Origin of the sequence: Methanoregula sp. (genome assembly GCF_049686655.1) — an archaeon.
GTDB lineage: Archaea > Halobacteriota > Methanomicrobia > Methanomicrobiales > Methanospirillaceae > Methanoregula.
Genome location: NZ_JBAVIG010000045.1, coordinates 39,791 through 53,825 on the forward strand (window position 1 = coordinate 39,791; position 14,035 = coordinate 53,825).

Below are 14,035 nucleotides of genomic sequence, written 5' to 3' on the forward strand. Positions count from 1 at the left end.
AATGGTTTTATATTATTAATTGTTTCCGGCTGGCCCGGTCCAGGTGGCTGCCGGCAGCGTGAACCAGAAGGTGCTCCCGGCGCCAAGCCCGGCTGACTCCACCCAGATCTTTCCCCCGTGGAACTCGATGATCCGTTTCACGAGGGCGAGACCGATACCCGTCCCTTCCGTCTGCGCGTTCAGCTTCTCGAAGAGACCGAAGATCTTTTTATCATACTGCGGCTCAATGCCGATACCATTATCCTGTACAAAGAAAGCAGGTTGTGGCCCGTTTCGCACGCCGATCTGGATGGCCGGGTGCTTCTGGTCACCCATGAATTTTATCGAGTTCTCGATGAGGTTGACCAGCACTTCAAGGATACGGACCCGGTCGACATACACTAGGGGAAGGTCCGGCTGTATCGTTACCGCAATACCCTTATCGCGGATACCGCCCGCAACCTGTTCCACGGCTTCCCGGGCCAGCGTTTCGAACGATACGTTCTCGGACGGGTTTGCGATCCGGCCGATACGGGAGAGCGTCAGCAGGTCGCCGAGCAGGGTCTCCATCTTCTCTGTAGCACCCGAGATACGGGCGATATCGCTTTTCAGTTGCAGGTTGTCACCGTTGAGGACATCCTCTTCGAGTACTCCCAAAAATCCCTTGATGGTGATGAGCGGGCTCTTGAGATCGTGCGAGACCGTGTAGGTGAAGCGTTCGAGCTCGCTGTTCTTCTGCTCCAGTTCTTTGATGAGTTCTTCCCGCAGGTTCTCCACCCGCTTCCGCTCAGTGATATCGCGGATGTTGCACTGGATGACCGGCATATTGTTTATCGGGTAGATATTACTGACAAACTCAACTTCGATCTTTTGCCCATCCTTGGTCTCAAGCGGGAGGTCTTCGTACCGGATGTATTCATTTTTCTGCAGATCCTCAAAGGCGATCTTTGACAGGATCTGATCCCTGATAAACCCGATATCCCAGAGGTGCCTGCCCAGGAGTTCTTCTTTGGAATACCCTGTCAGGGTTCCGATGAACGGGTTGGAATCCATAATCTCGCCGGTGTCCCGGTCCAGGATCAGGATCCCGTCCTTTGCCGATTCGAAGAGACGACGGTATCGCACCTCGGAAGCAGTTATCCGTTCTTCAGCCTGCCTGCGTGCAGTGATATCCTCGAATATGGCAACAAAGTATTCTTTTTCCGTGGAGTACACGGAGATATGCAGCCACCTGCCCGCGGGACTGAAATCGAGATCGAATGCTTCCGGCTGGCCAGTGAGCGCGACTCTCCCGTAGGTTTCGAATATCTGGGGAAACGCTTCCCGGATCCCGGGAAATACCTCGGTAACCCGCTTTCCCGTCACGGTCTTTGTCCCGATGATCCGGTCGAATGACCGGTTGACATTGAGATAGATGAAATCTGCCGGGAGCCCGTCATCATCGTAGAGCATGCGGCAGAATGCATATCCCTCCAGCATATTCTCAAACAGGGAACGGTACCGCTCCTCGCTCCCGCGGAGCTGCTCCTGGCTTGCAGCGAGTTGCCCGTAATTCTGCCGGAGCTCTTCTTCCGCGTCCTGCCGTTTTTGCTCCGCGATATCGATGGACGAGCCGATGTGCGACGATACCCGGGCAACCACGTAGATCGTCAGAAGAGCGAAGACCACGAGGATCAGCGCAACCTGGATCGCATCCGGTACGGCAAAAAAGGGGGACTGGAGCACAATCTGGATAAAAAAAATGATCAGGGTAAGGGGGATAAACGCCCGAAGGAGCCGCGCACGGGTGTTCCCCCCGATAAAATACACACACGGGATCGCAGAGGGGCCTGCGGAAGCCACCAGCCCGATCCCGGTGAAAACGCCCGCAAGCGCCGACATGAACGCGATGGGGATGATTGGCGTCTCGTACAGGAACGGGGAACCGTACAGGTAACTCAGGACGAACGTGAAACTCACGAGGGCAATAAATATCCCGGTAATACTGATGATATCCTGAAATCGCTTATACCAGCGGGAACCACGGGGGATGGCGAACAGGAGGAAGAGCGCGATCGCAGCGGGAATGATCAGGCCGGCTGCTACCGGGGAGATGGGGGTTGTAGGCTGGCCGGTCAGCGCATTCCCGAGACGGATGAACAGCGTCTCGACAATGAAATGTTTCCCGAGAATATTCAGGGGAAATTCGAACGCCGCGGCAACTGCGATCACCGCGGTGAGGAGGGCAATGCAGGCCCGCACAATGCTTTCCAGCGGCCTGATCGCGTGGATAGCAAGGACACCGCCGAAGAATATCCAGGCAACCGCTGCAGAAAATGCAATGGTTTTATTGCCGGAAAAAAGACTGGAAAAGAGCGTGATCCCAAATAATATCTGGACTATTCCCAGGATAGCCGAAACAGAGGCCAGGATACCGGAGAAGAAGCTCACTCGTATGAGGAGACGTTTCTCCGGGCTTGTTCCCTCTCCCCCGGGAGATTCGGTTGTGACTTCATCAGCTCTGGAAACCACGGGAGTTCACCTCCGATATTTACCGGATAGTATAGCTGGATGGAGATTACATCAGGTGTGCCAGATAATAAATATCCCGGTTACCGGATCATTGACGAGGGGAATGCATTCATTGAAGGGGAAACAGCCGGTGATTCCCGGAGTTGTCCACCCGTCATCTCCGGCCGGGTTATTTAACCAGGACCGGGGAGGCACCGTACCGGCAATAATCCGGGTGAAACACCGTTGTGAAACATTCTCCACCGTATTCGTTTGACCGGAATTGTTGCTGGCAGGGATTGCCCGGGGGAACTGCCCGGGGCATCAACGCCGTTTGCAGGAAACGCGAGTCTGCTGTCACTATAGTGCACCGTTCCCTCACCCGCGGGCAAAGGAACAGGTGGGGAAACTCCCGGGCTTCCGGAAAGGAACGGGTAGCGGGTATACGTGACTGGATGATCCCTGCGAAGGTGGTCCGACAGGAGTCCAGGGTAAAAAATTAAGGTGTGACCGCCTCCTCACGGCAGGGTATTATTCTTGTTCCAGGCAGGTGTGCACAGCAACCGATCGAATAAATTCTCCCCGTTCATTCTGCAAATCCGGTATCAGCCGGTCCTCGTGTATCTTCGTAACGTTCATTTTTTTTGAAGCTATGCGGCATAGGGGACCCTCCTGAAGTCATACGCCCCCCGGTCCCGGGAAATGTCCGGTGGGGTAGCCGGCAAATACGAAAAACCCCCGTGTACCTTCCCATCATTCTATACGCTCATACAGCGAATACTGGTATAGTCATAAACGGTTTTGACACCATCGCCCGCCCTTCCGGGATCCACGGGCCAGGGAATATTCCCTCCTGCTCTCCGCAAAACCTTTTTGAACATGGTGCCCGTGTCCCCTTTTGGTGCGATTCTGGTTGAATACTGATTAAGAAGTTCTTAAAAATCCTGCACGAATGACGAAAAATTTCCTGAAACCCGAAGTCACGGGCACACGGACCGGGTATGTGATCCGGTTCACCTGCCCGATCTGCTCTGCCGAGAATGTAATTGTCAACAAAACCCCCCGGGACCATTTCAAGGAAGCCCGGGATGCGTCCTGCACGAAATGCAGGAAGCGCTCCAGCGTGGTCACTCCGGACCGCCAGCCGGCATATTCCCGGGTGCCCCCGTGTGTCGGGTGCCAGCCGGTAAAATAATTCCCGGAACCCTTCAACCGGAGGTAATAGACAACCCCGACATAGCTTTTTTGTGGTTTGCTGCCTCATTCTCCTTTTTTTAAACAGGGGGCCGGACAGCCGTCCTGCCTGCCGGTGCCCGTGGATCCGGTTTCCCGCGTACCGTGACGGTCGCGTGCACCGGAAACCTGGTAATCCGGGTCATTCCTGGCTGATGGTCCGGCAGGTATCGCCGGGATTACCAGGATGGCCTGACTTTCCCGGTACCTTCAATGGTTTTATCTACAGGAAGTGGGAGTATTCAGTATGTCACCGCGACACGAAAACAAACCCGGCCCACGTGATCCGCAGTCACATGCCGGGTCACACCCCAGCTATGACAAGGAGCGCCACAACGAGGATACGGAGCACCATCCGATGGTTCACCCGCAGCCTCATCCACCCCATCACACGCAGCCAAAACCGGCCCTTCCTCCCCGGCATGATGCCCATTCCCATCCCCACGGCGATGAGCTGCAGGCCCATACCAATCCCCCGGGACCAATAAAACCTTCCAAGAAGCTGACGAAGACCGGGAAAATCTGATCCCGGGGATCAGGTAAACGGGCATATCCGGACAGTTCCACTATGCTGAGTCTCACTCTTGCCATAAATCATAATCAGGGAGGATCGTAATGGGTGTCTTCCGGTACGACAACAAGTATGCTGCCCCGACACGGGAACAGCGGGAACGGTATATGAAGGGAGAGCGGGAAGAACACTCCTTTGGCCCGGGAGGGCAGATCCTGCTGATCGCGTATGACGAGGCGGTTTATATCAAGGACGACATCGACGGGACCCGCATCCTTTTCACGGGTATAAAGGACAAGCAGAAAGCGTACGATGAGGTGCGGAGGCTTATTGAAGAGCACCAGCAGAAAGACGGGCAGGAATCGGAGTTCGGCACCGGCAACGACCGGTGAAACGGCAGTCCGGTTCCGGAGAGATATTTTTTCCGGGAGGGTCACGAGACCCTGGTAGAACAGAGTTCATCAGGATTTTCCGGCCACAATTCTCATATTACGGACTCCCGTGCAATAAAGAACGGCCTGCCTGTGGCGGCAGTCCGGCCCGGGGGGTCGGGGGGGTCCGGCTCCCCGGAAAATTCCGTTACGGCCCCCGGGGATGTTACGGCCCCGGGGATTCTTCTTCAGGCTCCCCGTTTCCGTTAGCCTCGTCCCTGAGGAAGATCGTCTTCCACGTCACCCGGCCCTCCTCTACTGCCTTTTTGATGAGCAGCTCCTCACGCGTGAGCCTGCCCTTTCCTTTCTTCACTTCGACAAGGACAACGGTGATCTCGCTGCCGTCCCCGTCCTTGGCTTCCGTGTAGCCTTCAAAAACCACGAAATCGATCGGGTTCCCGATAAACCGGGCATCAGCGGGAGAATACGGGAACTCCGCAAGGAGCGGGGCCATCTGCTCCGAGATCCTTCCTTTCAGCGTGGACCGCGAGCGGTTGACGGAATCCTTCCGGATCTCTTTTGTGTGTTCGTTCTTCCAGCGGTCGAAGTCGTTCTGCACCCGGCCTTCGATGACACAGACCTTTGTCCGGAACCACACGTACGAGGCCATAAGGCCTGTGATGAATGCCGCAATTATTATGGCATAGTCGAGCGGAGTCACAGGATTTTTTGGCCGGTCTGAGTTCTTGAAGCAGTGGTGCGGGGAGTGAAACTGGATGCCATATACGATCATGCCGGTAAGAGGACACGATCCCGGGTGATACAGAACGCCGGGAAGGCCCGGGCGGCACACGTTTGCGATGAATCCGTGTGCAGGTGCGGGACGGCGCCGGAAGAGGAAAAGGGGGAGTTCTCCGGGATTGCGGGGGGGTGTTTTGGGAAGCCCCCCACATCCGTATCACGATTCAGGGTTTTTAAGGGAACACATGTGTTCAGATGTTCTGGGACGGTACCACGCCGTTGCCTGCGTGGAACAGGACCGTCCGGGGCAGCTCGATGCCCAGCGCCTCTTTGAGGACCTCTTCAACGGTCCCGACCGGCACAAACGTAAGTTCGGCCCGGACATCTTCGGGTACGTCCTGGAGGTCGCGTTCATTCTCTTTTGGCAGGATCACCTTCTTTATTCCCGCACGATGAGCGGCAAGTACCTTCTCCTTGATCCCGCCGACCGGCAGGACAGCGCCGCTCAGGGTGATCTCGCCGGTCATGGCAAGGTCCGGGTCTGCGGTCTTCCCGGTGATGAGCGAAGAGAGGGCAGTAAAGAGGGTTACGCCCGCTGAAGGCCCGTCCTTGGGGGTTGCTCCCGAGGGCACGTGGATGTGGATATCGCTTGTCATGAAGTTGAACCCGCCCTGCGAATCGGCAAGCCGGGAACGGATGAGGGAAAGCGAGATCGTAGCCGACTCCTTCATCACATCGCCGAGCTGGCCGGTAAGCGTGAGCTTGCCGGTCCCGGGCATGAACGTCCCCTCGATGAAGAGGATCTCCCCGCCGACCGGGGTCCATGCAAGGCCGGTCACTACGCCGGGGACAGGCTCTTTCCTCGCAACTTCCTGCCGGATCAGCTCCTTTCCGAGTATCCCGTCGAGCATATCCGGTGTTACGGTAAAGGGCAGATCGGCTTTTCCGGATACGATCTTCTCGGAGACGTGCCGTGCGATCTTTGCCAGCTGTTTCTTGAGCCACCGGACACCAGCTTCACGGGTGTACTTCTCGATGATCACTTTCAGGGCATCGTCCCCGACCCGGAGCTTCTCCGCATCGAGGCCGTGCTCTTTTAAGACCTCGGGAATAAGGTGGTCTTTAGCAATGGCGAACTTCTCGTTCTTGGTGTAGCCCGAGATCTCGATCAGCTCCATCCGGTCGAGAAGGGGGGCCGGGATCGTTGCGAGGGAGTTGGCTGTCGCGATGAACAGTACATCGGAGAGGTCATAGGGTACCTCGAGGTAGTGGTCCGAGAACGTGCTGTTCTGCTCGGGGTCGAGGACTTCGAGCAGGGCGCTCGCCGGATCTCCCGCGTACGACATCGCGAGCTTATCAATCTCGTCGAGGATGAAGACCGGGTTCTTCGTACCGGCTTTCTGTATTCCCTGGATGATCCGCCCGGGCAGGGCCCCGATATAGGTCCTCCGGTGCCCGCGGATCTCGGCTTCATCCCTGATGCCGCCGAGGCTGACCCGGACATATTTTCGTCCGAGCGCTTCTGCTATGCTCTTGCCGAGGCTGGTCTTGCCCGTGCCGGGCGGGCCGGCAAAGAGGAGGATCGAACCCTGTTTCTCCTGCTTCAGCTTCATGACCGCGAGGTGCTGGATGATCCGTTCCTTGACCTTCTCGAGTCCGTTGTGGTGGCTTTCGAGCACGCGGCGGGCCTCCCCGATATCGATGCTTTTCTTCTCTTCCGTCTCCCAGGGGAGGTCGAGCAGGAGGTCGAGGTAGTTGCGTATGATGGAACTCTCATGGTTCTGGCTGCCCCCGGTCTCGAGCTTTTTCACTTCGGCAAGGGCCTTCTTCCTCACATCCTCCGACATCTTTGCGTGCTCTACCCGCTCCCGGTAACCTGCATCACCCCCGGTACCGTCGCTCTCGCCCAGCTCTTCCTGGATCATCTTCAGCTGTTCCCGGAGCATCGCCTCGCGGTTCGATTTGCTCACCCGGTCGGAGACCTTCTTTGCCATCTCGATCCGGATGGCGATGTTCTCCCGGGTCCTGATGAGGAGTTCCAGGAACGTGATGGAACGCTGCCGTACCGAGACGATCTCGAGGAGCGCCTGCTTCTCGGCGAGGTGTACCGGCAGGAAGGGCATGACGAAACCCATGATCTGGTTGACGGAGTCCATCCGGTCGATCGGTTGCGTGAAATGCTCGGAGCCCGTGAACCGGCTGCTTATTTCGTGGATGGTGAGTTTTATATCCGCAAGGATCCGTTCTTTGAGCTCTGCCTCAAGGTCCACCTGGTCGGGAACTGTCTCTACGCCGGCATAGAACCGCCCGTCCTTTTCCGTTACGGAAACGGCCCGTACCCTCTCCACGACCTGCGCACAGACCAGGTACCCGTCATCCGTGGGCTGGACATGCGAGATCCGGAACTGGTTGCCGATCCTGTACAATGATTCAGCAGTCAGTTCGAGGGGCCGGGTACCGCTCTTCACGGTCAGGCCGATTGCGTGTGCAGTATCTGACTGCTCCATTGCAGCGAGCAGGAGCTCGCCGGTGGACCGGTCAACCTGGAATTTTGTCCTGCTGTCCGGGAAAACAACGATCTCAAATAGTGGTATGACAATGCTGTCCGGTATTTTTTCCTGTATATCATCAGTTTTTTCTGTGTGCATGGTTTCCTCAATCATTTAGTTCGAATTTACCTAACTAAAGTCAGGGACAAAAAAATTACCTGACTTTCTGCAGGATCCCAATCAGGAGATCCATCTCGTCTTCATCCAGTGATTCCATCATCCGTTCAATCACCCGGTGCAGGGCGGCCTGTTCTGCCTTGGCGATCTTCTGCCCCTTCTCGGTGAGGCGGATATACAGGATCCTGCCATCATCAGGGCAGGGGTCCCGGTATACGCACTCCATCCGGACAAATTTGTTGATCATCTCGGTGATCGTGGGTTTTGAGTTCCTCGTGATCTCAGCAAGCCTGCCGAACGTCACTTCCCCTTGTTCATCAATGGTTTTCAGATACGCGATCTGTTTCACCGTCATATCCGAGAGTCCGCATTCGGAGAAGATGGTGCAGGAGCATTCGTTCCTCATCCTGAGCAGGTTTTCAATTACTACCCGCAGATGCTCCTCGTGCTCCATCATACTCCGATCCTTCGTTAGTTAGGTCTTGCCTAATCATAAAGGTGCTGGTCAGGACATATCCGGTTTGTCACGGCCCCGGGGAGCTTGGCAGGGTAGTGCCGGGGGGTGGGGGATGATCCGCCGGGACCACTCCCGTGCCGCGGACCTCCTCCCGGCAAACAGGTCCCGGCCCCGATCAGTAGTGACCGGGAATAACCGGGAGTTTCTTTCCGGCAGCATCAGTGTCCGGGTCCGGCTGACGCTCCGGAGTATATGTTATTTCGGCTCTGTTGAAATCCTCGATCTATGGGAGGTTCGAGAGTCTCTGTGGTCGTTATGAGTGTGACCCCCCACTCCCCCAGAGGGGGAGGCAGCCCAAGGGGGGCACCCTTGACCCCCCCTTCCGTGACAACTGTTTTTCGATCAACTTTCTCGCCCAGCGAGGGCCAAACCGAGGCGCCCGAGCGACCCCCGTAGGGGGTGGGAATGCTCATATTGTCAGAACATTCTTGTGATACTCTGATTCGAATTCAAATGGGACTTTGATCCCCAGAAACAGGATTTTACATAACCGGCTAAGGATTTCAACAGAGCCGTCATTTCCAAAAATTATTTCCCGAAATATTCCGCAACGGCCTTCAGGTGCTCGCGGATCGGGAGGCCCTGGGGGCATTTCTCCTCGCACTCCCCGCATTCCTCGCAGACCGAGGCAAAATGGGGCTTGCCATCGAAGAAACCTCCAAGGAACATCGAATAATGCTGCCGGGCCTGTTCCTCGTCCTCGTATATGTGCCCCCGGTTGAACATCTCGAAACATTCCGGGATGCTCACGCCATGCGGGCAGGGGACGCAGTACTTGCATCCTGTGCAGGGGATGATGACCCGTTTCTCCAGCTCGTCCCTGACCTTCACATACAGGGAGAGTTCTGCGTGGGTAAGCGAGCCCGCCAGACCTTTTTTGGCAAGGGCAACGTTCTGCCGGACCTGTTCCGGGGACGACATGCCGGAGAGGACGACGGTCACTTCCGGGTGGTTCCAGACCCAGCGAAGGGCCCATGCAGCAGGCGGGTGCCGGGCCTTCGCCATCTGCCAGATCTCTTTTACCCCGGCGAGGTCCCGTGCCAGCAGGCCGCCCCGGACCGGCTCCATCACCACGATACCGAGCCCTTTCTTCGCCGCGTATTCCAGCCCCTCCGTTCCCGCCTGGTAGTGCTCGTCCATGAAATTGTATTGGATCTGGGCAAACGTCCAGTCGTACGCGTCCACGATCTCCTTAAAGAGCGAGACATTGTCATGGAACGAGAAGCCGGCATAGCGGATCCGGCCATCAGATACCGCTTCATCGAGGAACTCCGTGACACCAAGGGCCAAGAGGTTATCCCAGAACTGCCGGTTGAGCCCGTGCACAAGATAGAAATCGATATGATCGGTCCCGAGCCGGGCGAGCTGCTCATTGAGATATTTGTCCATGTCTTCGCGGGACGTGACCAGCCAGCTCGGGAGCTTGGTTGCCAGGTTCACCTTTTCCCGGTATCCGCCGGCGAGGGCCCGGCCCACGAACGGTTCGCTCCCGCCGTTATGGTAGGGATACGCGGTATCGATATAGTTCACCCCGTTGTCGATCGCGTACCGGAGCATCCCGGTCGCCTGGTCCTCATCGATCTGCCCGTTCTCCGTTACGGGGAGCCTCATGCACCCGAACCCGAGGATGGAGAGTTCAGGTGCGGCCTTGTTCATCTTCCGGTAGAGCATAGTCCATCACCGATATCCTTGATCCAGTGTGCGTCCGTAATACGGTATAAAACATTGCTTAGGGGGATTACACGCCGGAACGGGAAAGGCACCGGCAGGGAAATTATTGTTTTAAAGGGGCCTGATACTCCAGGGAAGTGGGTTGGTTATATCCTGATCTTCTTGAAGAGGAATGCCCCGATCATTGTCATTGCCACGGCAAACCCGCCGATCACCGCCAGGCAGACCAACGGGTTGATCTGGGACACCCCGGTCAGGCCGTACCGTATCCCTTCCACGCCGTACGTCAGGGGGTCGATCAGGATCAGCGGCATGATCCATGCCGGCAGCGAGCTGACCGGGAAGAGTGCTCCTGACAGGCCGAATATCGGGAATATGACAAAGTTCATGATCAGCTGGAACCCGGTCATGTCTTCCATCCGGGACGCGATCGCAATGCCAAAGGCCGTGAACGAGATGCCGATCAGCACCATGAACAGCAGCGCGATCAGGAACCCGGCAATGCTTGAGACATTGAGCCCGATGAAGAGGGAGAGGACGAGGATCATGAAACCCTGGATGACGGCCGTTGTTGCACCGCCGGCGGTCTGGCCCAGCATGATCTCCAGACGCGAGACCGGTGCAACAAGGGTCTCTTTCAAAAATCCGAACTGCTTGTCCCAGATCACCTGGATACCGGAGAACACAGACGTGAACATGACGCTCATCGCTACCATGCCCGGGACCAGGAAGACAACATAGTTCCCGCCGAGCCCGGGCAGGTGTACTACGGAATTCAGGCCGAAGCCGAGGAAGAGCAGGAAGAAGAGCGGCATGGCGATGCTGCCGATGATGCGGCTTTTCGACCGGATGTACCGCTTCATATTCCGGAGCCAGATGGTGTAGATGATGTCCATGATCTAGTGCCTCATCATTCTCTGGTACGTGCGCATCTGTTCTTTCGTATCCGCTTCCTGTTCGCGGATGGTCTTCCCTGTGAAGGAGAGGAAAACGTCCTCGAGCGTGGGCTTGTGGATCGTGATCGATGTGATGGGGATCTGCCGCTGGTTGAGGAGCGTGACGATCGTGCTGACATGCTGGTCGGCATTTTTCAGGCTGACGACTACGTCATCGTTATGAGTCTCCACCCGGGCGACCCAGGGTTCTTTGAGGGCCTCAGCCACCGCGGCCGGGTCGGGGGACCCGATGGTCACGAGGTCCCCGCCCAGGCCGTCCTTGAGGTTCTTCGGCGTGTCGATGGCGATGATCCTGCCGTGGTCGATGATGGCGACCCGGTTGCAGAGCCGGTCCGCTTCTTCCATGTAATGCGTAGTGAGGATGATTGTGATCCCTTTCTCTTTTGCGAGTGTCGCAATATAGTGCCAGAGGTGGTTGCGGGTCTGGGGATCGAGGCCGAGCGTGGGCTCGTCGAGGAAGAGGACTGCAGGGTGGTGGAGCAGGCCGCGGGCGATCTCAAGGCGCCGCCGCATCCCCCCGGAGAAGGTCTTGACAATGTCGTCCCTCCGGTCGTTGAGTTCTACGAGCGTGAGGAGTTCGGTGATCCGCTGGTTCCGCGTCCCTGCCGGGATCCGGTAGAGCCGCCCGTGGAAGTCCATGTTCTCCCACGCGGTCAGTTCCTCGTCGAGGCTCTGGTCCTGGAAGACGATCCCGATCGATTTCCTGACACCGTCCGGGTCCTGGCTGATATCGATGCCGTTGACCGTCGCCGAACCGGACGTAGGTGTGAGCATTGTTGCAAGCATCGAGAGGGTGGTTGTCTTCCCGGCGCCGTTGGGGCCCAGCAGGCCGAAGATCTCGCCCTGGTCGATATCGAACGATATATTATTCACGGCGATCAGCTCGTTGAAGCGCCGGGTCAGGTCCTGTATGTGCAGTGCGACAGTCATGCGATCGTATCCAGTCCTTCCGTGCCGGAAGATATTCCGGTAAAATTACTGCCTGTTCTTTTAATACGCTTGTTATGGCCGTCCCGTGAAGTCACCGGCGCCTGCCGGGTATCCAGTGAGATGAAGAGGAAGGCATTGAGGAGACATGTGCTCACTACGTTTCCGGGGGACACTGGATATAAGATGGGAGAAGGGTCTTTGACCGGGAACCGATGAGCGGGCAATACCGTAAAAAGGATTCAGCGGTCCAGAAACACGAGGACACAGTCGCTGAACTGGTCCGGGAACTGGTACATCAGCCCGTGCCCTGCGCCAGGGATTTCGACCAGCTCTGCACCGGGGATCCTCCCGCTCAGGATACGGGAGTTCGCTCGCGGGACAACGGTATCATCCGTCCCGGTGATGATCAGCGTCGGCGAACGGATCTCCAAAAGACGGGGAAACGACCCGGTCCATCCGAAGAATGCCGTCGCCTGGCGTGCAACCATCTCTTCGCTGGTGGTTTCGTATACTTCAGGGCAATAGCTGAAGGGATCATGGGTGTCCAGCCACAATGGCGGGAAGAGCAGGGAAAACATACGGATGGCCACATCGCACGCCGTCCCGCTCTTGTCCAGGAGCTGTGCCACGACATCTGCCTGCGTCCTGACCGATTCGGATCCTCCGCAATTACCTGATACCAGGACGAGCCGGTCTGTTTTCTCCGGAAAACCGATAGCCAGCTCCTCTGCAATGGACGCTCCCATGGAGAGCCCGATGACATGTGCAGAGGAGATGCCGAGGGCATCCATCAGGCCTGCGGTATCCCGGGCAAGCAGGGAGATGGAGATCGGTTTGCCCGATGAACCGGAGTACCCCGTGCCACGGCTGTCGAAGATGATGACCCGGAAGTGTTCTGAAATTTTTGCAAGAACGGGCGGGTTCCACATATCCATCGTGGACGCGAGCCCGTTGATGAGGATCACCGGATACCCCGAACCGGATTCCCTGAATGCAAGACGCACATCGTCAACAGGTACCGTGTTCACCGGGCTGAGGGTCACACGACGATCTCTGTTATCCTGCCTTATTATATCTCTTCAGGACAGGGACCCCTCCGTGGAGGCCGGACCGGGTTTCCCCGTCCGATCAGGTCCTTTCGTTCTTTCATCCAGTCGTGGCAGAAGATCTCCGCCTCTCCGCTCACGATCCCCCCGGCGATCTTCCCGGCAACAAAAGCAGCAGTATCCGGGGGGAATTGGCCGGACGGTTCGCGGGCATCTTCCGGCACCGGGACTGCATGGAGGGTGTTCTTCTCGAAATTCGTCAGGGTAATATACGGGTATACGACGCTGACCGTAATATTGTCAGACTGCAGTTCCTGCCGGGCGGCAAGGCTGATGCCGGCCAGGGCCCGCTTGGACGATGAATACGGGCTCATGCCCGGCAGGTGCATCAGTGCGGTACCGGAGCTGATGTTGACGATCGTGCCTCCACCTTGTGCTCTCATGACCGGGATCACCTGCTGCATGGCGACGAGCGGCCCTACCACATTCAGGTCATAAATGTACCGGAATGTGCCGATCTCTGTTTTCTCAACGGTCGCATCATAGCCCTGACCCGCATTATTGACAAGGATGTCGATCCTGCCAAAATACTTCATTGCCGTAGTAACCATCTTCCTGACCTGCGGGATCTTTGTCATGTCGGCAGGAATGGCCCGGGAGCCGGGAAGCGTACCGGCGAGTTCCTCAAGTACACCCCTGGACCGCGAGACAAGCCCGACCCTGACGCCGTTTGCTGCAAGGAGCTGTGCGGTCGAAAGGCCTATACCGGAAGACGCGCCGGTCACAATCGCGGTCTTCCCCTTTAATCCTGGAAAATCCCTGTTCATGGTTCCATCACACCTCATCCCGTTACGGGAGATACACGGGTATGCGTTTCCGGGGGCAATAGAGTTTTCACCGGGTTTTTTAAAATAAAAGGAAAGA

Annotated in this window: 13 protein-coding genes; 3 read left to right on the top strand and 10 right to left on the bottom strand. The window is 57.0% G+C overall.

The features are described from left to right. Positions 1–15: 15 nt before the first annotated feature. Entirely contained in the window at positions 16–2,490 is a 2,475-nt protein-coding gene (locus WBL42_RS05140) for a PAS domain S-box protein (protein WP_424720191.1), read from the bottom strand. A gap of 931 nt (positions 2,491–3,421) precedes the next feature. Here WBL42_RS05140 and WBL42_RS05145 point away from each other — a divergent pair. The 3 genes from WBL42_RS05145 (at position 3,422) to WBL42_RS05155 (ending at position 4,605) form a co-directional block, all read left to right on the top strand. Then, positions 3,422–3,664 (top strand): hypothetical protein, encoded by a 243-nt coding sequence (locus WBL42_RS05145; protein WP_424720192.1) that lies wholly within the window; start codon positions 3,422–3,424, stop codon positions 3,662–3,664. Positions 3,665–3,949: 285 nt separating this feature from the next. Then, entirely contained in the window at positions 3,950–4,228 is a 279-nt protein-coding gene (locus tag WBL42_RS05150; protein WP_424720193.1) for a hypothetical protein, read from the top strand. An 89-nt stretch (positions 4,229–4,317) separates the two neighbouring features. Then, on the top strand, positions 4,318–4,605 hold the full coding sequence (locus tag WBL42_RS05155) for a hypothetical protein (RefSeq protein WP_424720194.1): 288 nt from the start codon (positions 4,318–4,320) through the stop codon (positions 4,603–4,605). Between the two features lie 205 nt (positions 4,606–4,810). Here the strand turns inward: WBL42_RS05155 and WBL42_RS05160 are convergent, their stop codons facing one another. The 9 genes from WBL42_RS05160 to WBL42_RS05200 all read right to left on the bottom strand — a co-directional run bounded on the left by WBL42_RS05160 (position 4,811) and on the right by WBL42_RS05200 (position 13,938). Next, positions 4,811–5,377, bottom strand: coding sequence for a Holliday junction resolvase-like protein (locus tag WBL42_RS05160; protein ID WP_424720195.1), 567 nt, complete (start codon positions 5,375–5,377; stop codon positions 4,811–4,813). 199 nt (positions 5,378–5,576) lie between these two features. After that, on the bottom strand, positions 5,577–7,973 hold the full coding sequence (gene lon, locus WBL42_RS05165; protein ID WP_424720197.1) for an endopeptidase La: 2,397 nt from the start codon (positions 7,971–7,973) through the stop codon (positions 5,577–5,579). 55 nt (positions 7,974–8,028) lie between these two features. Then, positions 8,029–8,448, bottom strand: a complete 420-nt coding sequence (locus WBL42_RS05170; protein ID WP_424720198.1) for a MarR family winged helix-turn-helix transcriptional regulator — start codon at positions 8,446–8,448, stop codon at positions 8,029–8,031. A 588-nt stretch (positions 8,449–9,036) separates the two neighbouring features. Then, complete coding sequence (locus tag WBL42_RS05175) at positions 9,037–10,179, bottom strand: aldo/keto reductase (RefSeq protein ID WP_424720199.1); 1,143 nt, start codon at positions 10,177–10,179, stop codon at positions 9,037–9,039. Between the two features lie 146 nt (positions 10,180–10,325). Beyond that, complete coding sequence (locus WBL42_RS05180; RefSeq protein WP_424720200.1) at positions 10,326–11,075, bottom strand: ABC transporter permease; 750 nt, start codon at positions 11,073–11,075, stop codon at positions 10,326–10,328. A gap of 3 nt (positions 11,076–11,078) precedes the next feature. Beyond that, the gene (locus WBL42_RS05185) at positions 11,079–12,065 is read right to left on the bottom strand and encodes an ATP-binding cassette domain-containing protein (protein WP_424720201.1); all 987 of its coding nucleotides are present in this window, start codon (positions 12,063–12,065) and stop codon (positions 11,079–11,081) included. Next, positions 12,062–12,220 (bottom strand): hypothetical protein, encoded by a 159-nt coding sequence (locus WBL42_RS05190; RefSeq protein WP_424720202.1) that lies wholly within the window; start codon positions 12,218–12,220, stop codon positions 12,062–12,064. The genes WBL42_RS05185 and WBL42_RS05190 overlap by 4 nt, the downstream gene beginning before the upstream one ends. Before the next feature lie 84 nt (positions 12,221–12,304). Further along, positions 12,305–13,108, bottom strand: coding sequence for an alpha/beta fold hydrolase (locus WBL42_RS05195; protein WP_424720203.1), 804 nt, complete (start codon positions 13,106–13,108; stop codon positions 12,305–12,307). 26 nt (positions 13,109–13,134) lie between these two features. Beyond that, entirely contained in the window at positions 13,135–13,938 is an 804-nt protein-coding gene (locus WBL42_RS05200) for an SDR family NAD(P)-dependent oxidoreductase (protein ID WP_424720204.1), read from the bottom strand. Positions 13,939–14,035 lie beyond the last annotated feature (97 nt).